At 41.9% G+C, this 21,085-nt stretch carries 21 protein-coding genes; 12 read left to right on the forward strand and 9 right to left on the reverse strand.

Features of this window, described 5'->3' with window-relative positions; all coding sequences use genetic code 11:
• Positions 1 to 168: 168 nt before the first annotated feature.
• Positions 169 to 1,218, reverse strand: a complete 1,050-nt coding sequence (locus P5Y91_RS04385; protein ID WP_118227947.1) for a TIGR00341 family protein — start codon at positions 1,216 to 1,218, stop codon at positions 169 to 171.
• A 501-nt stretch (positions 1,219 to 1,719) separates the two neighbouring features.
• Here P5Y91_RS04385 and yycF point away from each other — a divergent pair.
• The 5 genes from yycF (at position 1,720) to P5Y91_RS04410 (ending at position 5,702) form a co-directional block, all read left to right on the forward strand.
• Positions 1,720 to 2,421, forward strand: a complete 702-nt coding sequence (gene yycF, locus P5Y91_RS04390; RefSeq protein ID WP_118396652.1) for a response regulator YycF — start codon at positions 1,720 to 1,722, stop codon at positions 2,419 to 2,421.
• Positions 2,414 to 3,766, forward strand: coding sequence for a cell wall metabolism sensor histidine kinase VicK (gene vicK, locus P5Y91_RS04395; RefSeq protein WP_118227948.1), 1,353 nt, complete (start codon positions 2,414 to 2,416; stop codon positions 3,764 to 3,766). The genes yycF and vicK overlap by 8 nt, the downstream gene beginning before the upstream one ends.
• Before the next feature lie 7 nt (positions 3,767 to 3,773).
• Positions 3,774 to 4,583 carry an exodeoxyribonuclease WalJ gene (gene walJ, locus P5Y91_RS04400; protein WP_023918725.1) on the forward strand — a complete coding sequence of 270 codons (810 nt, stop codon included), beginning with the start codon at positions 3,774 to 3,776 and terminating at the stop codon, positions 4,581 to 4,583.
• 148 nt (positions 4,584 to 4,731) lie between these two features.
• Positions 4,732 to 5,283 carry a putative periplasmic lipoprotein gene (locus tag P5Y91_RS04405; protein WP_118227949.1) on the forward strand — a complete coding sequence of 184 codons (552 nt, stop codon included), beginning with the start codon at positions 4,732 to 4,734 and terminating at the stop codon, positions 5,281 to 5,283.
• A 32-nt stretch (positions 5,284 to 5,315) separates the two neighbouring features.
• Complete coding sequence (locus P5Y91_RS04410; RefSeq protein ID WP_118227950.1) at positions 5,316 to 5,702, forward strand: YbaN family protein; 387 nt, start codon at positions 5,316 to 5,318, stop codon at positions 5,700 to 5,702.
• A gap of 630 nt (positions 5,703 to 6,332) precedes the next feature.
• Here P5Y91_RS04410 and P5Y91_RS04415 read toward each other — a convergent pair.
• From P5Y91_RS04415 to P5Y91_RS04425, 3 genes are all read right to left on the reverse strand, one after another.
• A complete protein-coding gene (locus tag P5Y91_RS04415) occupies positions 6,333 to 6,872 on the reverse strand; it encodes a hypothetical protein (protein ID WP_118396655.1) in 540 nt (179 codons plus the stop codon).
• 73 nt (positions 6,873 to 6,945) lie between these two features.
• Complete coding sequence (locus P5Y91_RS04420) at positions 6,946 to 7,650, reverse strand: LexA family transcriptional regulator (RefSeq protein ID WP_182448475.1); 705 nt, start codon at positions 7,648 to 7,650, stop codon at positions 6,946 to 6,948.
• A gap of 187 nt (positions 7,651 to 7,837) precedes the next feature.
• A complete protein-coding gene (locus P5Y91_RS04425) occupies positions 7,838 to 8,605 on the reverse strand; it encodes a DUF4393 domain-containing protein (protein ID WP_118396657.1) in 768 nt (255 codons plus the stop codon).
• Positions 8,606 to 8,763: 158 nt separating this feature from the next.
• Here P5Y91_RS04425 and P5Y91_RS04430 point away from each other — a divergent pair, with 158 nt between their 5' ends.
• Positions 8,764 to 8,937, forward strand: coding sequence for a helix-turn-helix domain-containing protein (locus P5Y91_RS04430; protein ID WP_049497373.1), 174 nt, complete (start codon positions 8,764 to 8,766; stop codon positions 8,935 to 8,937).
• A 14-nt stretch (positions 8,938 to 8,951) separates the two neighbouring features.
• Complete coding sequence (locus tag P5Y91_RS04435) at positions 8,952 to 9,095, forward strand: hypothetical protein (protein WP_173018772.1); 144 nt, start codon at positions 8,952 to 8,954, stop codon at positions 9,093 to 9,095.
• A 31-nt stretch (positions 9,096 to 9,126) separates the two neighbouring features.
• Here the strand turns inward: P5Y91_RS04435 and P5Y91_RS04440 are convergent, their stop codons facing one another.
• Positions 9,127 to 9,651 carry a DUF8453 domain-containing protein gene (locus P5Y91_RS04440; protein WP_049497375.1) on the reverse strand — a complete coding sequence of 175 codons (525 nt, stop codon included), beginning with the start codon at positions 9,649 to 9,651 and terminating at the stop codon, positions 9,127 to 9,129.
• A gap of 301 nt (positions 9,652 to 9,952) precedes the next feature.
• Between P5Y91_RS04440 and rnc the strand changes: the two genes are divergently transcribed.
• From rnc to ftsY, 5 genes are read left to right on the forward strand one after another with little or no spacing between them, the layout of a single operon-like run.
• Complete coding sequence (gene rnc, locus P5Y91_RS04445) at positions 9,953 to 10,654, forward strand: ribonuclease III (RefSeq protein ID WP_031573937.1); 702 nt, start codon at positions 9,953 to 9,955, stop codon at positions 10,652 to 10,654.
• On the forward strand, positions 10,645 to 14,181 hold the full coding sequence (gene smc / locus P5Y91_RS04450; RefSeq protein ID WP_277839044.1) for a chromosome segregation protein SMC: 3,537 nt from the start codon (positions 10,645 to 10,647) through the stop codon (positions 14,179 to 14,181). The genes rnc and smc overlap by 10 nt, the downstream gene beginning before the upstream one ends.
• Positions 14,171 to 14,977, forward strand: coding sequence for a Cof-type HAD-IIB family hydrolase (locus P5Y91_RS04455; protein WP_195424574.1), 807 nt, complete (start codon positions 14,171 to 14,173; stop codon positions 14,975 to 14,977). The genes smc and P5Y91_RS04455 overlap by 11 nt, the downstream gene beginning before the upstream one ends.
• A complete protein-coding gene (locus tag P5Y91_RS04460; RefSeq protein WP_272143830.1) occupies positions 14,974 to 15,795 on the forward strand; it encodes a Cof-type HAD-IIB family hydrolase in 822 nt (273 codons plus the stop codon). The genes P5Y91_RS04455 and P5Y91_RS04460 overlap by 4 nt, the downstream gene beginning before the upstream one ends.
• Positions 15,796 to 17,442: a signal recognition particle-docking protein FtsY gene (gene ftsY / locus P5Y91_RS04465; RefSeq protein ID WP_201088061.1), complete on the forward strand. Its 1,647-nt coding sequence runs from the start codon at positions 15,796 to 15,798 to the stop codon at positions 17,440 to 17,442.
• 89 nt (positions 17,443 to 17,531) lie between these two features.
• Here ftsY and zwf read toward each other — a convergent pair whose 3' ends face one another.
• From zwf to P5Y91_RS04485, 4 genes are all read right to left on the reverse strand, one after another.
• Positions 17,532 to 18,998 (reverse strand): glucose-6-phosphate dehydrogenase, encoded by a 1,467-nt coding sequence (gene zwf / locus P5Y91_RS04470; RefSeq protein ID WP_129824050.1) that lies wholly within the window; start codon positions 18,996 to 18,998, stop codon positions 17,532 to 17,534.
• 193 nt (positions 18,999 to 19,191) lie between these two features.
• Positions 19,192 to 20,007 carry a TIGR03943 family putative permease subunit gene (locus P5Y91_RS04475; RefSeq protein WP_024054726.1) on the reverse strand — a complete coding sequence of 272 codons (816 nt, stop codon included), beginning with the start codon at positions 20,005 to 20,007 and terminating at the stop codon, positions 19,192 to 19,194.
• On the reverse strand, positions 20,004 to 20,909 hold the full coding sequence (locus tag P5Y91_RS04480) for a permease (protein ID WP_118396669.1): 906 nt from the start codon (positions 20,907 to 20,909) through the stop codon (positions 20,004 to 20,006). The genes P5Y91_RS04475 and P5Y91_RS04480 overlap by 4 nt, the downstream gene beginning before the upstream one ends.
• A complete protein-coding gene (locus P5Y91_RS04485; RefSeq protein WP_173018773.1) occupies positions 20,909 to 21,058 on the reverse strand; it encodes an SPJ_0845 family protein in 150 nt (49 codons plus the stop codon). The genes P5Y91_RS04480 and P5Y91_RS04485 overlap by 1 nt, the downstream gene beginning before the upstream one ends.
• Between the last annotated feature and the right edge of the window lie 27 nt (positions 21,059 to 21,085).

A 21,085-nucleotide genomic window follows, 5' to 3' on the forward strand; every position in this document is an offset into this window, starting at 1 on the left:
AACTGAAATAGTTGTTGCTTTTTTACATTTTGATTAAGCTGAGCTAGTAGTGATCTGTCAAACCACCACAAATAGTATCCTCATCAACAATCCTTTCTATCCACTAACTTTTGGATATAGGATATCCTCCCAAGATTTGCTTCCTCGAGTTAGATAAGTTCACTATCCTCAGTCCTTGTCTGCTTCATTTTCTTTTACGAGATCTTTTTGAGAATCTTTTTCAGAGAGTTTTTGATCGATATACTTGTTAATGGTTTCATAAAATTCCTTGGTCATCTCACTATCTAATTTTGTCGAATTATGGACTTGATTGACTTTCAATTGAACAGATTGAATACCGTAAGAGGCTTGCTTTTGGCGAATTGTTTCTAATTCTTCTTCTGAAATCGGATCTCCAACAACTGTCAAGACTAATTCATTGCTACTTGACTTGTAGACTTGATTAATGATCGTATGATTAGAGAACTCTTTGCCTACAAACTGTTTAATCCCTTCTTTTCGTGCTTGATCCATCGTCAGAGTGACTGCTGAATAGCTGGCTGGAAGAACCAATAATACAATCAAGGATATCAAGCCAATTTTCATTTTAATGTTTAGCTCTTTAAATGAACTTAAGGGAGATTTTCTCATTAAAATTCTTGTTCCAACAATATTGGTTAGCATGATAAAGACACAGTTAATCAAGAAAAGATAGAGAGCCCCGAATAAAAATCGCACATTTCCATTAGCTAAACCATAGCCTGCAGTACAGATAGGTGGCATCAAAGCTGTTGCAATGGCTACGCCAGGCACGATATTGTTTGCTTCTTTTTTCCTTGAACCAATTACACCTGCTATCCCACCAGCAATAGCAATGAGAACATCCCAAATGGTTGGAGAGGTTCGTGCAATCAACTCGCTACTTGCATAAGATAAGGGAGTAATCCAGAAATACAGAGTCGAGACAAGCAAACTGACCAATACTTGAGTAAATAAAACCTCTAGAGATTGCTTGATTAAACGCGTATCAAAAATAGCTAAACCGAATCCCAGTCCAACAATCGGTGTCATAAGAGGGGAAATCAGCATGGCTCCAATAATGACAGCTGTTGAATTCATATTTAGACCTATAGAGGCAATAAAAATCGCACACATCAAAATCACTGTATCTCTTAATCGAACATGAAGGTCATCATATAGTTTCTCGCGGAATTCACGTGTTGAATAGTTTCCGGACATTGGTTACTCCTTTTATTTCATATAATCTTGTTTCTGCATGGATGATGGTAGAGAGCCTTCTGTCCAAACTGACATGTTTTTAATTCTTACCTATGATTTTTTTGAACATTATCTTTTAACTATCCATCAGTCCATCCTTGACATTATATCAAAAATTTTACAGTCTTTCTCTGAAGAAATCAATTAATTTAAAAGATAGTGAAGGCAGAAATTTTTGTATCCTTATCCGAAGAAGAAAAACGATATCTCCTCTGAAAGTAGATACCGTTTTAATGTTTAAACATGATGAGTATGTAGCAGGAATCCTAGCTGATATCGCCAACAAATCACGTGTTGAGAAATAATGAAAAAATAAAAAGATTGAGATGTAACGATCTCAGTCTTTTTGCTTTGTCTTATTGGAAAGTCCAGCAATTGAGACTCCACATTTCTTCATAAGTTTGATATAATAAGAAGATAGAGATTGATAAGGAAAAGTAGCATTAGAAACGGGTATGTAAGATGAAAAAAATATTAGTAGTTGATGATGAAAAACCAATTTCAGATATTATCAAATTTAACATGGCAAAAGAAGGCTATGAGGTATTGACAGCCTTTGATGGTCGGGAAGCTTTAGAGGTCTTTGTGGCTGAAAATCCGGATATCATTATTCTAGATTTGATGTTGCCAGAGATTGATGGCTTGGAAGTGGCGCGGACGATTCGTAAGACTAGCAATGTGCCGATCATTGTCCTATCTGCTAAGGATACGGAATTTGATAAGGTCATTGGGCTTGAAATCGGGGCGGATGACTATGTCACCAAACCCTTCTCGAATCGGGAATTGCAAGCGCGTGTGAAAGCCTTGTTGCGTCGTTCTGAGTTTGCGGCTGATCCTCAGCTTGAAAATGAGGCCGATACGGAAATTGTCATTGGTGATCTTCACATTCTTCCAGATGCCTTCTTGGTTCAAAAAGGCAACAAAGAATTGGACTTGACCCATCGCGAATTTGAATTGCTCTATCACCTTGCGACCCATGTCGGTCAAGTGATGACTCGTGAGCACCTTCTTGAGACGGTGTGGGGCTATGATTACTTTGGTGATGTTCGGACAGTAGACGTGACGGTTCGTCGGTTGCGTGAAAAAATCGAGGACACACCGGGACGTCCAGAATATATCTTGACCCGTCGTGGTGTTGGATATTATATGAGAAACAATGATTGATCAACTAAAACAATTTGTAATGTCGTCGAACTTTGTCTTTGTTCTAATTACGGTTGGGTTTATCATTGTGGTAGCCTTGCTTTTGTTAGAAAACCGTAGGGACAATATTAAGCTCAGACAATTAAACGCCAAAATTAAGGATCTGATTGCAGGGGACTATTCTGAAGTGGTCGACATGCAAGGGAGTCCAGAACTGACCGATATGACCAACAGTATCAATGATCTGTCTGAGGTTATTCGCCTGACGCATGAAAACTTGGAACAAGAAACCAAGCGTTTGACCAGTATCCTTTCTTACATGACAGATGGGGTGCTTGCGACCAATAGACGTGGTCAGATCATCATGGTCAATGAAATGGCCGCCAAGCAATTGAATGTCAATCCAGATGAGGTGCTCAATACCAGTATTCTGGATTTGCTTTCGCTTGGAGATGACTATGATCTACGAAGCTTGATTACAGAAGTACCAGAGTTGACCATCGATTCCCAGGATGAAAATGGGGAATACATAAGTCTTCGTGTGCGCTTTGCCTTGATTCGTCGTGAGTCAGGTTTTATCTCTGGTCTGGTAGCTGTCTTGCACGATACGACAGAGCAGGACAAGGAAGAGCGGGAACGTCGCCTCTTTGTCTCCAATGTGAGCCATGAATTGCGGACTCCCTTGACCAGTGTGAAATCCTATCTGGAAGCCCTAGACGATGGCGCTTTGTCAGAGCCAGTAGCACCAGATTTTGTCAAGGTTTCACTCAATGAAACCAACCGCATGATGCGCATGGTCACAGATCTTTTGAGTCTTTCTCGAATCGACAATGAAACTAGTCAGTTGGAGATCGAGTTGACCAACTTTACGGCCTTTATCACCTTTATTTTGAACCGCTTTGATAAGATCAAGAGTCAATCGCAAGAAGATACCAAGAAGTATGAACTGATCCGGGAATACCCGATCACTCCGATCTGGGTGGAAATTGATACGGATAAAATGACCCAGGTGATCGACAATATCTTGAACAATGCCATCAAGTACTCACCTGATGGTGGAAAGATCAAGGTAGGGATGAAAACGACAGACGCCCAGTTGATTATCTCCATCTCAGATGAGGGCTTGGGGATTCCCAAGAAAGACTTGCCGCGCATTTTTGATCGCTTTTACCGAGTGGATAAGGCGCGTAGCCGGGCCCAAGGTGGGACTGGTCTGGGCTTAGCCATTGCTAAGGAGATCGTTAAGCAACACAAAGGCTTTATTTGGGCCAAGAGTGAATATGGCAAGGGATCTACCTTTACCATTGTCTTGCCGTACGATAAAGACGCTATTAAAGACGACTGGGATACAGAAGAGGAAGAATAAGGAGTCAATGACAGAAGAGGGATTTAAGTATAGTATTTTAGCTTCAGGTTCTAGTGGGAATTCTTTCTACCTTGAGACGCCAAAGAAAAAACTGCTTATTGATGCAGGGTTATCAGGGAAAAAGATTACGGGACTATTGGCTGAAATTGATCGCAAACCAGAAGACTTAGATGCCATTTTGATTACGCACGAACACTCAGACCATATTCATGGTGTGGGTGTTTTAGCGCGGAAATATGGCATGGATCTATATGCTAATGAAGCAACTTGGAAGGCTATGGAAGGCACCAAGTATCTAGGCAAGGTCGATGATGCTCAAAAGCACATTTTTGAAATGGGGAAGACCAAGACATTTGGCGATATCGATATCGAAAGTTTTGGGGTCAGTCACGATGCTGCTGCCCCTCAATTCTATCGCTTTATGAAGGATGGCAAGAGCTTCGTCATGCTGACGGATACGGGCTATGTGAGCGACCGCTTGGCAGGAATCGTCGCGGATGCGGATGGCTATCTGATTGAGTCCAACCATGATGTAGAGATCCTTCGAGCAGGTTCGTATGCTTGGCGCTTGAAGCAGCGGATCTTGTCAGACCTAGGCCACCTTTCTAACGAAGATGGTGCAGATGCCATGATCCGAACCTTGGGAAATCGTACCAAGAAGATTTATCTGGGGCATTTGTCAAAAGAGAACAATATCAAAGAATTGGCCCATATGACCATGGAGAATCAACTGGCTCGAGCAGATCTAGCTGTTGGCCATGATTTTGAGGTGTTAGACACCTCACCAGATACCGCAACTCCATTGACGAAGATATAAGATGGAAAACCACCTGCGGGTGGTTTTTTATATGCCTATTTGAGGAAATCTATATCTAGTACTGAATTTGCTCTTTACCCAAAATTCGTGTATGATAGGAAAGAACGAATTCTGAGTGAGAGTCACGAGAGTAGAGGAGAGATAATAAATGAAAAAAATGATGTTATTACTAGCTAGTTTGGTTGCTTTAACTGCTTGTAGTCAGTCTATGCAAGATACGAAAGAGTCGACTTCCAATCAAACGACGAAGGAAACAAAAGTATCAGAGTCTTCTAAAGATAAAGAAGAAAAAGGTTTGAAATTTGTGGTGGCCCCTCAATATGAAGGAAAGACGTCTGATCTCATCGAGCTAGGAAGAAAATTGGTTAAGGAACATCCTGAAGTTGGTAGTGAAGGTCATATGGTAGTCTACTATACTGGGGCTGTATCTGAAGGAAGAGCAGCGCTCATGTTGGTCAATAAGACAGATGTGGATATCAAGAAAGATTTGAATTTTTCAATTTCTTGGTCTTATGATGGAAAGACTATTTTTGATAATCAAAAGGTAAGTTATTTCATCAAGGATAGCGGCGAATTACCATCTCATTCAGCAACTTTGATATTGTTGCCATTGAATGAGGAACAACAGAGGATTGTGGATGGAATGTCAGATCCATCTAAGATGAAGCTTCAACTATCCGATATGATGTTTGCGGAATGATAACAAAAAGGAATCATACAAAGGAGAAGTAAATGCGCCTTGTTTATCTTACGATTGGTTTTATGTCTTTGGGATTAGGAATTATTGGGATTCCATTACCGATTTTACCGACGACTCCCTTTTTACTGCTATCGATGGCCTGCTTTGCTAAAAGTTCCAAACGCTTTGAAGAGTGGCTCTACCAAACCAAGCTTTATCAAACCTATGTAGCGGATTACCGAGAGACCAAATCGATTGCCAAAGAACGGAAGAAATGGATCCTTCTTCAGATCTACATTCTGATGGGGATTTCGATCTTTCTGGCACAGATTATTTGGGTGAAGCTTGCTCTAGGGGCTTTGACGATTTTTATCACCTATTATCTCTTAAAAGTGATCCCTAATAAGCCTGAAAATCCAACAGAAGAAAATCCTGATTAAAATTGGAGAATTCAGGACCTAGAACTAGGAAAAGAAGTGCGTTCGTGCTTCTTTTTTGGTATAAAAATAAAAACCCTTGTGTATCAAGGGTTTTGGTGTGTTGACTACGTTTTTGACTACGCTTCAAGAAATTTTAATAAGCAATCTGCAACATCTGACCACTGTCTATCGTTTAAGTGTGTGTACATATCGAGTGTCGTTTGGATATTTGAGTGGCCCAGCCTGTCGGATATGGTTTTAGGTTCTAAATATATAACATCTTTTCTATCTACCGTCCTGTTTTTGGGGGGGCGGTTTTTTGTTTTACATTAAACTAAAAATAAAATTCAGTAGTGGAATCAAGAGTAAGATAATAATGATTAAGTACCCCAAATTGCTGAGAGCTTCTCCGCACCCTTGCCTAGCTTCCCCAGCACCTTCGAGAGCATTGCCCACTTGCGTGGCTTTGCTATTCTCTACATGGCTTTCGTAGTCATAAAAGATTTGCTTCACCTCGTCTGGATCATATTCCATTCCATACTTTGGGCATCTGCGCGTGTGGAATGTTAAGATGATGTCATTCTTGCAGTGTTCACATTGTAATTTTAGCCTTGCATTTTCTAAATCTATAATAAGCTCCCGCTAAGTATTTTATTTGTCGTAAATCATCGTGCCGTTTTCTTCGTGCGCAAGTTGGACTTCGTCCTTGTCATGCACATAAACGGGCGGTGCGGTAAAGTTTGCGTCAGTCATTTTATACGTTTTCTCTACATCGTTTTTGATTTTAAGCAGGCCGTCTGCGGTTTGATGTAACTGATCATTTGTGAGTTCGGACGATCCAACAGGTAGCAATACTGCGACCCTATCGCTACGATAGTAAACTTCCATTTGACTTGACTCAAGCCATTGTTTATAAGAGTTCGCAAACTGATCCAGTAGCGGTCTAACCGTGCTAACGTGCCCAGTAGCCTTTCTGTATTGCTCCTCGCCTTGATTTTCTTCTTTGCTTTTAGCTTTGGCCTTTTCGACCAACTCCCAAGCCTTTTCTTTTTTCGACTTTTCAGAGCTTTGCTCTGTAGCTACTTGCTCAGTTGTTTCTTCTTGACTTTTGTCTGTATCTGGTCCATTTTGACTGCACCCAGTCAAGAATAGTGTGAGTGTTACAATTGCTACGAATGTTACCTTTTTCATATTATTCTCCTTTTGGCTATCCCACTAGCCTATATAATTTGTCAACCACCATCATTTAATTTACAATGGTTTTTTATTTTTCTTCTCTACACACATCCACGACTTTACCTATGATTCTAAAATCGCTATCGGAGTTGATTTGTATATCTTTGTATTTTTTGTTAAAACTTCTCAAATAGGCCTTATCTTTCTCTATTACCAGTTGTTTGATGAACTCTTCTCCCTCGTAGTCAAATACCACAACCGTACCACTTGGAAGCTCTACCGTTAGTTTTACAAATACATAGTCCCCAGATTTGTAATCTGGTTCCATGGAATCTCCGTAAATCGGGCAGACAAAGTCAGCGTCCACCTTCACAGGCAACTGGATTGTATCAATTTGTACCTCATTTAGATATTGCCCAGTACCAGCAAAAACAGGCTGGTCGTAGTAGTTGTATGCGAAGTACTGGACAGACACTTCACGGACCTCGGCAAGTCTCTTCTTGGTTTGATTTTGCTCCTCAAGTTGTCCTTCTGCGTAAGTTAGTACATTATGCTGGTATGGTTCTGGGTCGAGTTGAGATACAACTTTATCAATTTTTTCTGCGATTTCGCTTTTAACAATAGAAGAAGTATCTAATCGAGGATCAATCTGCTCGAAAGGAACGTTAAAGAAGTCAGCTAATTTCTTACTATTTGTCTTGGAAGGCAATCTCTTTCCAGAAAAATACTGACTCAACGTGCTTTGCGATATTCCAGATTCTCTAACAATATCTTGCCGACTGAGTTTAGCCATTTTTTAAGTCTATTTAACTCATCAGCGATTTTTAAACGCATTTCTATTCAAGAGGCGTCAGTTTATCTCTTCCTACCATAATTATTTCTTCCTATATTTATTCTTTTAATGAGATTGTACTACAATTTATCATATAAAAAATATATGGATTTTGAAAAATCAATTGTAGAAGAATTTGCTGAATCGATTACAAGCAGACTTCCAAAAAATTCTCCCCAAGAGGAGTGATAGAAAAACACATTTTTTCAATACTAATTTCTGGATAACTTTGAAGAACATGTTGAACATAATAGTTGTTTCTAATGAAATCATACTTTGAATCATCTGCAGAATATCTATCATCTTCAATCTTTAACAACCCTAGTCGTTCTAAGTTCGTTAAAGAAGGAGCAAGTTCATCAATTCTTTCAGATCCATCTATAAAGTAGATGATTGGCAGTATAGTTTTAGAACCAATATCGGATTTTATGACAGCTTTCATGCAAGGAATCGGTGAGCCTGCTGTGTGGTCATGCTCTTTTAAGAATTGGAGAATACGTGCATCTGTGACATCTAGTTGCTTAATAATCTCAACAAAAGAGGGGTGGATAACTGAGTTTTTTCGATTATCAAATGAACTAGATAATATTTTTGCGAACATAGAGCGTAGCTCTTCTTCTTCAATATAATACTTAGATGCTTCCAAAGCAGGACCTATTATTTTTAGGGGTGGTTCTTGAATATTCTCTGGTGGGATAGCTGCCACTTCTTGAAGCGTGCTATTTTTGAGATTCTCAACATCAATTTCGTTTTTTGCACGCAATAATGCTGCTTGATTAGAAACGTTGTAGCCATAATTGATATACCACCAATCTTGCAATGTTTGAATTGGGCCAGCGAATACACCGGCTGAAGTAGCTCCTCCTAAAAATCCTGTAACAAGAGGAAGAAAGTCTTGTAATTGGTTAGGGTCCATAATTATTATTTCTTTCTGTTGAATTTTGACTAAAACGGTGAGAGGTCTCAGTCAAGATAGATTATAATGCAAAAGCTTTCATTTGTCAATATATAGTAATAAAAAGGGTTGGAAATATTGAAAATACACAACATATAGTGTTTAAGCTGTAGGAAAAGATTGAACAACAATTAAAATCAAGGGGCTGGTCGGTGTATCGACTAGCTAAAAAGTCAGGTATTTCTCAATCGAATTTTTCTAACTTAAAGGCTGGAAAATTGAAAGAGATGTCTTGGACGAATATGTGCAAATTAGCTGATGCACTAGAGGTCAGCTTGGACGAATTTAGATAGGAGGTGAAAATTACATGGCTAATGCAAATGTTGATATTGTATATGAAATTTATGCAAATAATATTAATGATGCTATCGACGCAAAAAATAAAATCATCGCCAACACGCTTGACGATGAAAAAGTACATATCAATATTAAAACAAGTGGAGATGTTTGAACTGTAGTTCATTATGACAATGGAACTAAAATTAGCGAAACGCACGTAACAGCGCCATTGTAGATTGTCTTATAGTACTTGGAATCTCATCTGTTTTGTTAGATTCATTTAAAGTGTATGACATAGTCAAACCTATATTTGTATCCAGTGTAAAAGTATCTTGGTATACTTTCCTATTGTTATCTCTGTATGAAATCGTGATTTTCGATGATCCTTTAAAATCATCTTCAATATTAGAAGTGAATTTTTGACCAGGAGCAATCATATTTCCTACAAGAGATTTAAAATTATGCTGATTATAGATACCTAGATTCCCATGGACAGTTATGTCGGTAATGTAGGCAGGTGTCTTTCCGAAATTTTTAATAACATAAACTCTTTGTCGGTCCTTTATTTCAAATAAATCGACAAAGACATTTACATATGGCCTAGCCATATCTTCCTCGGCTCGCTTTGTACGATGAAGGGATACAATGTTAAAAAAGAACCCCACTAGAGCAATAACCACAGTTGTATACAATGTCCAAGTTTGGACTTCAAGTTCAGTAAAAGGCATATAAAGCCCTCCTTTCTGTGACTATTATATCAGAAAGGGGTAAAAAATAAGGAGGTTAAGAAATAAAACCTACTATAAGGAATGGGGGTTAAGTTGGTAAGATATAGAAATGCGCCAGTTGAAGAAAGTTAAAATTCATGGAGTAAATTTACAAAACGTGGTATTCAACTTATTTGAGCGATATCCAAACACACCTAAAACATAGTGAATCAACTAACCGTATCTAATGGATATCTAATGGTAATCGTATTAAAATTTTGGTATACTTAAGAGTATGAATTTATTAGAAAGTAGGCTTCCCATGGAGAAATTACAAGCCCTGTTATCGGAACGGTTTCAGATCGTTTTTTCAGATAGCAGTTTATTAGATACAGCTTTTACGCACACCTCTTATGCCAATGAGCACCGCCTCTTAAAAATTTCACATAACGAACGTTTGGAATTTTTAGGAGACGCTGTTCTTCAATTAGTTATTTCCGAATATTTGTATAAGGAACACCCAAACAGACCGGAGGGAGATTTGTCCAAATTCCGTTCCATGATTGTCCGTGAAGAAAGTCTGGCTGGTTTTTCTCGGGATTGCCAATTTGACCATTACATCAAACTAGGCAAGGGCGAAGAAAAATCTGGTGGTCGGGACCGCGATACGATTCTTGGCGATTTATTTGAAGCCTTTTTAGGTGCCTTGCTCTTAGATCAAGGTGTGGAAGCGGTCAAACGCTTCATCTATCAGGTCATGATTCCTAAGGTTGAAACGGGTCAATTTTCTCAAGTCATTGACTACAAGACTCGTCTGCAAGAACTGTTACAGGTTCACGGAGATGTGGAGATCCAATACCAAGTGGTTAGCGAGTCCGGTCCAGCTCATGCGAAAGAGTTTGAAGTAGAAGTGTTCGTGAACGGTCAAACGATGGGACATGGTCATGGTCGTTCCAAGAAATTAGCGGAGCAGGAAGCAGCCCGCAATGCAGTTGAAACGAGGAATGATGGGCCATGTATCTAAAAGAGATTGAAATCCAAGGCTTTAAATCCTTTGCGGATAAGACAAAAGTCGTATTTGACAAAGGGGTCACTGCCGTTGTAGGGCCTAATGGATCTGGAAAATCAAATATCACGGAGAGTTTGCGCTGGGCCCTGGGGGAATCTAGCGTCAAGAGTTTACGCGGGGGCAAGATGCCCGATGTCATCTTTGCAGGGACAGAATCGCGTAAACCGCTGAATTATGCCTGTGTCACAGTTGTCTTAGATAACCAGGATGGTTTTATCCAGCAGGCTGGTAAAGAAATCCGGGTCGAACGGCATATTTATCGTTCAGGAGACAGCGAGTACAAGATCGACGGCAAGAAAGTACGTCTCAGAGATGTTCATGATTTGTTCATGGATACGGGATTGGGACGGGATTCTTTCTCCATTATCTCCCAAGGTCGGGTAGAGGAGATCTTTAACTCCAAACCGGAAGAACGCCGGGCAATCTTTGAAGAAGCTGCAGGTGTCTTGAAATTTAAGACGCGGCGCAAGGAAACCGAGACCAAACTCAACCAAACCCAGGAGAATTTGGACCGTCTGGAGGATATCCTCTATGAATTAGAAGGACAAATCCAACCTCTTGAAAAGCAAGCGACTGTCGCTCGCCGTTTCTTGGAATTAGACCAAGAACGGCAGGTTCTCTTGCTGGATGTTTTAGTTGCTCAAGTCGATTTGACAAAGGACCTTTATGAAAAGGCTGATCAAGAAGAAAAGGCCATTCAAGAACAGTTGGCTTCTTATTACCAACGTCGTCAGGTCTTAGAAGAAGATAATGTACGTATCAAGAAAGCCCGCCATCAGTTGGATGAAAGCTTAGCTGAGGACCAGGCCAGCTTGCTTGAGGTTACTCGTTTGATCAGCGATTTGGAAAAGCAAATCGAAGTAGCTAAGTTGCAATCGAGTCAAGCAGCCCATAGTCGCAGGGAAAATCTTGAGCGGCTGGATGCTGTTTTAGCCCGTCTGGAAGAAGCGAAACAAGAGCTGGCTCAAAAACAAGAGACGCTAGCTGTGCTTCAACAAAGACTGACAGAGAACCGTCAGCAACAAGAAGAGTTGGAAAAAGAATTAGCCAACTACGAAGAAGATCCGGAACAAGTCATTGAGCATCTACGCGAGCAGTATGTCGCGCTCTTGCAGACAGAGGCTGAAAAATCGAATGAGCGAACAGCCATTGAGAGCCGGATCCAAGCACTCTTGCAAGAATCAAGCCATCGTCAAGAGGATTTGACCAAGGCACAAACAAACTTTGAAACTGCTAAGGAAAAAGAAGTCCGACAATTGGAAGAGTTGGAGCAGGCACAAGCGACGGTCAAAGGCCTATTAGCAGAATACCAAGAGCAATTGGTAAAAGTGGAGCAGGCCAAAGCTGCCTACCAAGAGGCTCAAGCGGCCATGTTTGACTTGATGGATGAGAGCAAGAATAAGCGGGCGCGGATCAATAGCTTGGAAGCTATTCAGAAGAACCATAGTAACTTCTATGCAGGAGTCAAGAGCGTTTTGCAAGAAGCAGAACGGTTAGGAGGCATCTGTGGGGCTGTTAGTGAGAATTTGAGTTTCTCAAAAGACTACCAGACGGCGCTTGAAATTGCTCTGGGAGCTAGCAGCCAACAGATCATTGTCGAAGATGAAAAGGCTGCAACGCGAGCGATCGATTTCTTGAAACGCAATCGCTTGGGACGGGCAACTTTCCTTCCGCTCACGACGATCAAAGCTCGTCAACTATCCCCTCGGAATCTAGAATTGATTCAAGCCAGTGCAGGATTTCTAGGAATTGCGAGTGACTTAGTGACCTATGAGCATCGTTTTGAACAGATTTTCCAAAACCTGCTTGGCGTAACGGCCATCTTTGATACGACGGAGCATGCGCGTGAGGCGGCCCGTAAAGTCAACTATCAAGTTCGGATGGTGACCTTGGATGGGACTGAATTGCGGACCGGAGGATCATATGCCGGTGGTGCCAATCGTTCCCAAAATACGGTCTTTGTCAAACCAGAATTGGATAGTTTGAAGCAGGAAATGCAAGCTCTGGATGCTCGTTTGAGAGAAGCAGAGCAGGAGGTCGAGACCAAGGACAATCTGCTCAAGCAGGCGCAAGAATACCTGGCCTCTATTCAAAGCCAAGGTGAGCAAGCGCGTCTAGAGCAACAGCGGGCCCAATTGGCCTACCAACAAAGCCAAGAGCAACTGAAAGAAATTCAGGAACTCTTAGAAGCTTTGAAGTCAGAATTGGCAACAGATGCGACCCAGTCTCTCCAAGAAGAGCTGGAATCCCTTACTGAGCAATTAGCAAAAATTGAGCTTCAAAAAGAAAATCTGAATCGCGACATTGAAACCATGAAGTCGGACAAAGATGTCCTGCAACAAAAAGTACAAAACTTGCAAGAGCAATTGGCAGAATTGCGACTTCAACAGACGGAATGGTTGAGCCAACAAAGCTATGAGCAAACAGATGCTCGTCGCTTGGAAGAAACGATCTCCCAGTTGGAAGTAGAAGAGCATCAGTTGCAATTGCTGATTGAACAAGGCGAGGCCAAAGTTCAGACAGTGGATGTAGAGCAGCTAGCCAACCAATTGACACAGGCCCAAGCCAAGAAAACGGAACTGGAACAAGGGGTCATTCGGAAACGCTTTGAACTAGATGATTTGGAAGGCCAGGCCGAAGATGTGGCAGAACAGATGGAACAAGCGCGCAAGAAAAACGAAGAGTGGATTCGTCAACAAGCCAAGGCTGAAGCGACACGTGAAAAGCATGCGGATCGTTTGAACAAGCTCTTAACGCAAATTACCGATGAATTCATGCAAAGCTTTGACCAAGCCAAAGAACAGGCCAAACCTGTTGAAAATCTTGCTGCAGCTGAAAACCAGCTCAAGAGCATCGAAAAAGATATTAAGGCTCTTGGTCCAGTCAATGTGGATGCGATCGAGCAGTACGATGAGGTGAAGGGACGCTTTGATTTCCTTTCCAGCCAGCGTGAGGATGTCTTGGCTGCGAAAAATATGCTTCTGTCTACCATCAACGACATGAATGACGAGGTCAAGGAACGCTTTAAATCAACTTTTGAAGCCATTCGTGAATCCTTTAAAGTCACTTTCCGTCAAATGTTTGGTGGGGGTTCTGCTGATTTGATTCTGACAGAGCCAGATCTTCTGACAGCTGGTGTTGAGATTTCTGTGCAGCCACCTGGTAAAAAAATCCAATCCTTAAACCTCATGAGTGGTGGAGAAAAGGCCTTGTCTGCCTTGGCTCTCCTGTTCTCGATTATTCGTGTCAAGACCATTCCATTTGTCATTCTAGATGAGGTAGAGGCTGCCCTAGATGAGGCCAATGTCAAGCGCTTTGGAGATTATCTGAACCGCTTTGATAAGGAAAGCCAATTTATTGTCGTGACGCACCGGAAGGGAACCATGTCAGCTGCAGATTCCATCTATGGTGTGACCATGCAGGAATCTGGGGTTTCTAAAATCGTCTCAGTAAAATTGAAAGACTTAGAAAATGAAGAATAATGATATTAAATTGATCGCTACGGATATGGATGGAACCTTTCTAAATGCCCAACATCAGTACGATCAAGACCTTTTACGCAAGGTATTAGCAAGCTGCAAAGAAAAAGGCATCTATTTTGCTGCTGCGAGTGGCCGTGCCCTGCTTTCTCTCAAATCCCTCTTTAAAGGATTTGAAGACCAGATGATTTTCATTGCTGAAAATGGTAGTGTGGTAGAATTTCATGGAGAAGATCTCTACGAAGCGACCATGTCCAAAGACTTTTATTTGGGTGTTTTTGAGGCTTTGAAAGCTTCCCCTTATGCAGATCCGAATAAACTGCTTTTGACTGGGAAAAAAGGGAGCTATGTCTTGGAAACAGTAGATCCCGACTATCTGGCCTTGAGTCAGCACTACAATGAAAACATTCAAAAAGTGAAAAGCCTAGTGGATATTCAAGATGAAATCTTCAAATTGACCACCAACTTTGATGCAGCTCTTGTTCTTGAAGGAGAGCAATGGGTCACTGAGAATATCCCAGGCGTCAAAGCAATGACGACAGGTTTTGAATCGATTGATATTGTCCTCGATTATGTCGATAAAGGAGTGGCGATTACCGCCTTAGCGGATAAACTAGGGATCTCGATGGATCAGGTGATGGCTTTTGGGGATAACCTAAATGACCTCCATATGATGCAAGTCGTGGGTCATCCTGTAGCGCCAGAAAATGCACGTCCTGAAATCTTAGCGATTGCTGAAACAGTCATCGGCCACCATGCGACGGGTTCTGTCTTGCGCTACATGGAGGAAATCGTATGAGTCAGATTTCCTTGATTGCGCTGGATTTAGATGGGACCCTTCTCAATTCTGAAAAAAAGATCTCCCCTCGCAATAGAGCAGCTCTCGCTGCTGCACAGGCCCAAGGTGTCAAGGTGGTTCTAACCACTGGTCGCCCCTTGAAAGCCATGGATTTTCTTTTAGAAGAATTGGGAACAGCAGGCCTCAAAGAAGAGTATACAATTACCTTCAACGGTGGTTTGGTGCAGCGAAATAATGGAGAAATCCTCTCGAAAGTTGTCTTGGCACCAGAAGATGTCGCAACCATTCATGATGAAACAGCCCGTCTCGGACTTCCGCTGGATGCGATCAGTGAGGGAACGGTTTATGAGATTTATTCGGAACGGAAGTCCCTCTATTCCCATTACAATCCCTATCTAAACTTTGTTGAGACAGATTTTAAAGACCTGCCATCCAAGATTTCCTACAACAAGTGTGTGACAGCCGTTGATCAAGACTTTTTAGATGCAGCGATCAAGCAGATCAGGCCGGACTTATTTCAAGACTATGAAATTTTTAAATCTCGGGAAATGTTGCTGGAATGGTGCCCCAAAAATGTTCACAAGGCAACAGGTTTAGAGGCATTGGCAGCTATTTTGGGTCTTAAGGCAGATCAAGTCATGGCCTGTGGAGATGAAGCCAATGACCTGTCTATGATCCAGTGGGCTGGACTGGGGGTTGCCATGGGCAATGCGATTCCAGCAGTGAAGGAAGTTGCAGCGCTTGTGGCCCCTGTGACCAATGACCAAGATGCTGTCGCATGGGCGATTGAAAATTATGTGCTAAAGGAGAGTGAATAAATGGGATTATTTGATCGTTTATTTGGAAAAAAAGAAGAAACTGAAAAAGTGCTTCCGTCTTCGGAAGAAGTGACGGAAAGTACGGAGGTTGAAGAAACTGTCAAAGAGGAGCCGACGGCTACCCAAAATGACAAGGAAGAGCAAAAAATCGCTGATATGGAGGCTTACTACCAAGAGCTCAAAGCGCGAATTGCAGCCACTCATCAACCTGTTTCAACCGTTGCTCAAGAAGAGCCGGCAGAGGAACCTCTTGTTGAAGAAATAGGAACTTCAGAGACTCCTGAAGTTCAAGAACCGGTAGAGGAGTCTCCAGTTGCCTTTGAACCTGCTCAAACAGAAGCAATTCCTGAAGAAGTTTCACCACTAGCTGATGACACGGAGACTGAGCCTCTTGAAGAAGTGAAAATTGAAGCGGAAGAAACTGAACATGTTGAAGAAGCTGATGAGATTGATGTTATAAAACTGGAAGAAGAGTCACCATCACCTGACGCTGAGCTAGTAGAAGGGAGCACGACAGAAGAGGAGTCTCCAGAACTAGTAGACGCTCAGGATGAGGTTTCAGAACCTGAAGTATCAGAAGCGATTGCTCAAGTGGAGGAAACTTCAGAAGTAGCAGAAGCCGAGTCTAGACTTCCTGAAGGAGAAGCCGCATCAACCGTTGAGGAAAGAACTGTTGAAGAGGCAGAAGAGCCAATTCCAGATGAGATTGAGCCTCAGCAAGAAACCATTCAGGAAAAATATGATCGTAGCTTGAAAAAGACACGAACTGGATTTGGAGCACGTCTCAATGCCTTCTTTGCCAATTTCCGTTCAGTCGATGAAGAATTCTTTGAAGAATTGGAAGAACTCTTGATCATGAGTGACGTTGGGGTTCAAGTAGCCTCTAATTTAACCGAAGAGTTGCGCTATGAAGCCCGTTTGGAAAATGCCAAAAAACCAGATGCTCTCAAGCGTGTGATCATCGAAAAATTGGTGGACTTGTATGAAAAGGATGGCCAATTTAATGAAGCCATTCGTTTTCAAGATGGTCTCACGGTCATGCTCTTTGTTGGGGTCAACGGAGTTGGTAAAACAACCTCTATCGGGAAGTTAGCCCACCGCTACAAACAAGAAGGCAAGAAAGTCATGTTGGTTGCAGCAGATACTTTCCGTGCAGGAGCAGTGGCTCAACTGGCAGAATGGGGACGCCGTGTAGATGTTCCAGTTGTAACAGGTCCTGAAAAATCAGATCCTGCTAGCGTCGTCTTCGATGGAATGGAGCGTGCGATCGCTGAAAATATCGATGTTCTGATGATTGATACAGCGGGTCGTCTGCAAAACAAGGACAACCTCATGGCGGAGCTTGAAAAAATCGGACGGATTATCAAGCGTGTGGTACCTGATGCTCCGCATGAAACCTTGCTGGCCCTGGATGCTTCAACCGGTCAAAATGCCTTGGTGCAAGCTAAAGAATTTTCAAAAATAACGCCTGTGACAGGGATTGTATTAACCAAGATCGATGGAACGGCTCGAGGTGGGGTTGTTCTTGCGATCCGTGAAGAATTGGACATCCCGGTGAAGTTGATTGGATTTGGAGAAAAGATTGATGACATCGGACCATTCCATTCAGAAAACTTCATGAGAGGTCTCTTGGAAGGCTTGATTTAAAGTCGAATAAAAAAGACAAATTGTTGGAAGAACAATTTGTCTTTTTGTTTCCTTGCGCTATCAAAAAAACCACCCGAAGGTGGCTTTCCTTAATTCTTAGGTTCAGGTTTCCAAACCCATTCGGCTCCGTATTCTGCAAGGAGATCATCGGATGCAGTTGGTCCCATGGATCCAGACTTGTATTCATAGAGTGGTGCTCCATTTTCGGCCCATAGTTTTTCGATTCGGTCAATCAATTGCCATGAAGCACGAACTTCGTGCCAGTGGCTGTAATTGGTTGAGTCATTGTTCAAAACGTCAAAAATTAATTTTTCATAAGGCTCTGGGGAAGCTCCAGTTGCAGTCGCATCTGTTTCATAGTCAAAGGAAATCGGTGCGATACTGAATTTTTCTCCGACCTCTTTTCCGTTGATGCTCAATGAGAAACCTTCGTTTGGTTGGATATAAATGGTCAAGACATTTGGTTGCAAGCCATGTCCAAAGATGGAGTCGGTTTGCTTGAAGACCACATTGACCATGGTTCCTTTTTGCGTCAAGCGTTTTCCAGTGCGGAAGAAGAAAGGCACCCCACGGAAGCGATCGCTATCGACAAAGAACGCACCAGAAGCGTAGGTCTCTGTTGTCGATTCAGGATCAACATTGGGCTCGCTGCGATAAGAGATATCTTTTTTCCCTTCGATCGTACCTGAATGGTATTGACCACGGATAAAGAATTTCTTTAGTTCGTCCTCTGTTGGGTTGTGCAATTGCTCAAAAACTTTAATCTTCTCTGCCCGAATCGCATCCTTAGTAAATGTAGCTGGTTTATCCATGGCAAGCAATGACAAAAGCTGAAGGGTATGGTTTTGCACCATGTCCCGAAGGGCCCCAGAGTGATCATAGTAGCCACCGCGTTCTTCAACACCCAAGCGTTCAGCAAAGGTGATTTGGATATTGTCAATAAAATCTCGGTTCCAAAGATTATCAAAAATAAGATTTCCAAAACGAATGGCAAAGATATTTTGGATCATTTCTTTTCCAAGGTAATGGTCGATCCGGAAGATTTGTTCTTCATCAAAGGTTTCTTCCAATTCTTTGTTGAGCTGACTAGCCGTTTCTAGGTCTGTACCGAAAGGTTTTTCAACGATCAAGCGCTCAAAGCCTTGCCCATCCACAATGCCTTCTGATTTGAGGTGTTTGGCAATGGTTCCAAAAAATTGAGGAGCCATGGACAAGAAGAAGACCTTGTTGTGTTCTGTTTGGTATTTTTCATCCAAGCTATTTTGCAATTCACGCAGGGCAATGTAATGTTCGGTATCATTGACATCGTGGCTTTGGTAGTAGAAATGGCTAGCGAATTCTTGAGCTTGTTGTGGGCTATCTGCCAGATCTGTGATAGATTCTACCACGACTGATTCAAAGTATTCCTTGCTCCATGGTCTGCGAGCTGTTCCGATAACCGCAAAGTGTTCAGATAGATTTCCTGATTTATAGAGTCTAAAAAGGGATGGGTAGAGTTTGCGCTTGGCTAAATCTCCACTAGCCCCGAAAATGGTTACAATAACTTTTGAAGACATTTAAGTACCTATTTCCTATTTTATTAACCATATTTTACCATAAAATCTACAAGATTTCTTTGATGGAATCGTTGTTCCGAATATTTTCCGCTTGGATTAGAGGATTTGAGAGGAAAGCATAAAAAAAGCTAGAACCAATGTAGATTCTAGCTTGAAAAGTTATAAGATGTTTGGATCTACAACGGAAGCTCCATCAGAATACGCGGTAGACATAAGGATTGGCTGGTTTTGTAATGGTCTGGCAATCGCTAATGTGGAGGACAGGCAAGCTTTGCTTGAGTTGCTTGTGGTATTCAATGGACAAGGTTCCTTTGGCATGGATCCAGGTATTGTTTTCGAAATGCTGCGGAGCACCCGTCGTTAAGAGACCGTAGACTCCGGAATCTGCGATACAGTGGATGATCCCAAAGCGAAAAAGAAATTGGCTGTTCTTGTTGTTGGGGTCATTGTAAACAAAGCCGGTCAACTCGATCGTCTTTCCTGCAAATTGGTCAGGATAATCATAAATAACTTCCATGACTTCCATGTAATTCTCAGTGGTCACCTGGATCACTTTTTTATCAACATATTTCTTTGCCGCCTGCTTCATTTCTGACTCATAGGCTGACTTGGTAAAATAGCTACTAGTATCTGGTTTGAGATACTGGGTAGTTGTTCCTTCGTCCTGCTGGATTTCCTTGGAAGAACCAGCTGCAACTGGGAAGTGGTAGCCTTTGGCAGAGACTGTTTGGGAATCCAGTGTCACTGTAGGGAAAAATAGCCCGACAAACAAAGGAATACAGAGTAAGAAGATACTCGCCACTTTTGCCCAGAAGCCAGAGAGATGACTGTGGATCTTCATCTGCTTAACCCAGATGATTAGCTGCACAAGAGCTAAAACAAAGGACAAGAACATGGAAATATAAGCCAAGTAAGAATAGTGTAAGTTGATGTATTGATTGAGCTTACCAGATAATTGCAGGTACATGGTGAGCTCAAAATAGCCAGCTAATATCAAGAAACGAATCATAGCACTACCCCCACAAACCAAGCATAAAGGAGCACAACTCCACTCACAATCCCGATAAATTGCCAGATGAAACGAGTCTTGAGATAATTTTTCATCATGAGGAGATTTTTGACATCAAGCATAGGCCCAATCACCAGAAAGGCAAGAACCGGCGCTACTCCAAAACTTGTTAGAAGAGAGGATCCAACAAAGGCGTCCGCCTCGCTACAAAGTGAGAGGAGAAAGGACAAGACCATGAGAAGGAGAATAGCAATAACCGGTGTCGCACTGATCGAAGTGAGGATCCGTGTTGGGACGTAGACTTGGACGAGGCTGGCAAAGAGGCAACCAAATACCAGGTAACGTCCCGTATCAAAGAATTCATCAATCGCCTGCACCAAGACTTGGAAGAGCTTTTGACCTTTGCTCAAGTCCCTAAAATCATGTTCATGTACAGCCTTACGATGTTCTTTTTGGATCGAATCTGTCTGAATAAAACCAAGAAAGATCCCTAGCACCGTTGCGACCAAAAGGGAACCAAGGGCTCGGTAGAAGGCCATCTTGACAGAATTCCCAAAAGCTGAGTAGGTCGCAAAGAGAACGATGGGATTGATGACCGGTGCTGTCACCAGAAAGGGAACAGCAGTATAACTTGGGACTTTCTTTTCTAGAAAGCGATTGATAATGGGAACAATTCCACATTCACAGGAAGGAAAGATAAAGCCGATAAAGGTCCCAAAGAAGATCCGCCCAAATTTATTCTTGGGAAGAAAGCGGTAGACCCTTTCGGGGGTGATATAGACCTCAATAATCCCTGAAATGATACTTCCGATTAGGACAAAAGGTAGGGCCTCGATAATAATCGAGAGAAAAATAGCCCCAGCCTGCAAGACGCTAGAGGGAAGGTGTTGAAAGAATGTCATTACTTAACCTTCTTTGCTTCTTTAGCTGTAGCAGTTTCTGCCTTCTTTTTTTCTTCAGGAAATTCTACTTTCTTTTCTACATCCGGAAAACTTGCAAAGTTTTCAAACATTTTATCAAGATCATCTGTTTTTGAGAATTTAATAGCCATTGTTGGGCCTCCTTTTTATTTTCTTTC

Source organism: Streptococcus taoyuanensis (assembly GCF_029589235.1).
Classification (GTDB): Bacteria; Bacillota; Bacilli; order Lactobacillales; family Streptococcaceae; genus Streptococcus; species Streptococcus taoyuanensis.

What these genes read in the sequence shown, in the direction of transcription:
- P5Y91_RS04385 (WP_118227947.1), bottom strand. Translation starts at nt 1,218, where the DNA reads ATGTCCGGAAACTATTCAACACGTGAATTCCGCGAGAAACTATATGAT.
- yycF (WP_118396652.1), top strand. Translation starts at nt 1,720, where the DNA reads ATGAAAAAAATATTAGTAGTTGATGATGAAAAACCAATTTCAGATATT.
- vicK (WP_118227948.1), top strand. Translation starts at nt 2,414, where the DNA reads ATGATTGATCAACTAAAACAATTTGTAATGTCGTCGAACTTTGTCTTT.
- walJ (WP_023918725.1), top strand. Translation starts at nt 3,774, where the DNA reads ATGACAGAAGAGGGATTTAAGTATAGTATTTTAGCTTCAGGTTCTAGT.
- P5Y91_RS04405 (WP_118227949.1), top strand. Translation starts at nt 4,732, where the DNA reads ATGAAAAAAATGATGTTATTACTAGCTAGTTTGGTTGCTTTAACTGCT.
- P5Y91_RS04410 (WP_118227950.1), top strand. Translation starts at nt 5,316, where the DNA reads ATGCGCCTTGTTTATCTTACGATTGGTTTTATGTCTTTGGGATTAGGA.
- P5Y91_RS04415 (WP_118396655.1), bottom strand. Translation starts at nt 6,872, where the DNA reads ATGAAAAAGGTAACATTCGTAGCAATTGTAACACTCACACTATTCTTG.
- P5Y91_RS04420 (WP_182448475.1), bottom strand. Translation starts at nt 7,650, where the DNA reads ATGGCTAAACTCAGTCGGCAAGATATTGTTAGAGAATCTGGAATATCG.
- P5Y91_RS04425 (WP_118396657.1), bottom strand. Translation starts at nt 8,605, where the DNA reads ATGGACCCTAACCAATTACAAGACTTTCTTCCTCTTGTTACAGGATTT.
- P5Y91_RS04435 (WP_173018772.1), top strand. Translation starts at nt 8,952, where the DNA reads ATGGCTAATGCAAATGTTGATATTGTATATGAAATTTATGCAAATAAT.
- P5Y91_RS04440 (WP_049497375.1), bottom strand. Translation starts at nt 9,651, where the DNA reads ATGCCTTTTACTGAACTTGAAGTCCAAACTTGGACATTGTATACAACT.
- rnc (WP_031573937.1), top strand. Translation starts at nt 9,953, where the DNA reads ATGGAGAAATTACAAGCCCTGTTATCGGAACGGTTTCAGATCGTTTTT.
- smc (WP_277839044.1), top strand. Translation starts at nt 10,645, where the DNA reads ATGTATCTAAAAGAGATTGAAATCCAAGGCTTTAAATCCTTTGCGGAT.
- P5Y91_RS04455 (WP_195424574.1), top strand. Translation starts at nt 14,171, where the DNA reads ATGAAGAATAATGATATTAAATTGATCGCTACGGATATGGATGGAACC.
- P5Y91_RS04460 (WP_272143830.1), top strand. Translation starts at nt 14,974, where the DNA reads ATGAGTCAGATTTCCTTGATTGCGCTGGATTTAGATGGGACCCTTCTC.
- ftsY (WP_201088061.1), top strand. Translation starts at nt 15,796, where the DNA reads ATGGGATTATTTGATCGTTTATTTGGAAAAAAAGAAGAAACTGAAAAA.
- zwf (WP_129824050.1), bottom strand. Translation starts at nt 18,998, where the DNA reads ATGTCTTCAAAAGTTATTGTAACCATTTTCGGGGCTAGTGGAGATTTA.
- P5Y91_RS04475 (WP_024054726.1), bottom strand. Translation starts at nt 20,007, where the DNA reads ATGATTCGTTTCTTGATATTAGCTGGCTATTTTGAGCTCACCATGTAC.
- P5Y91_RS04480 (WP_118396669.1), bottom strand. Translation starts at nt 20,909, where the DNA reads ATGACATTCTTTCAACACCTTCCCTCTAGCGTCTTGCAGGCTGGGGCT.
- P5Y91_RS04485 (WP_173018773.1), bottom strand. Translation starts at nt 21,058, where the DNA reads ATGGCTATTAAATTCTCAAAAACAGATGATCTTGATAAAATGTTTGAA.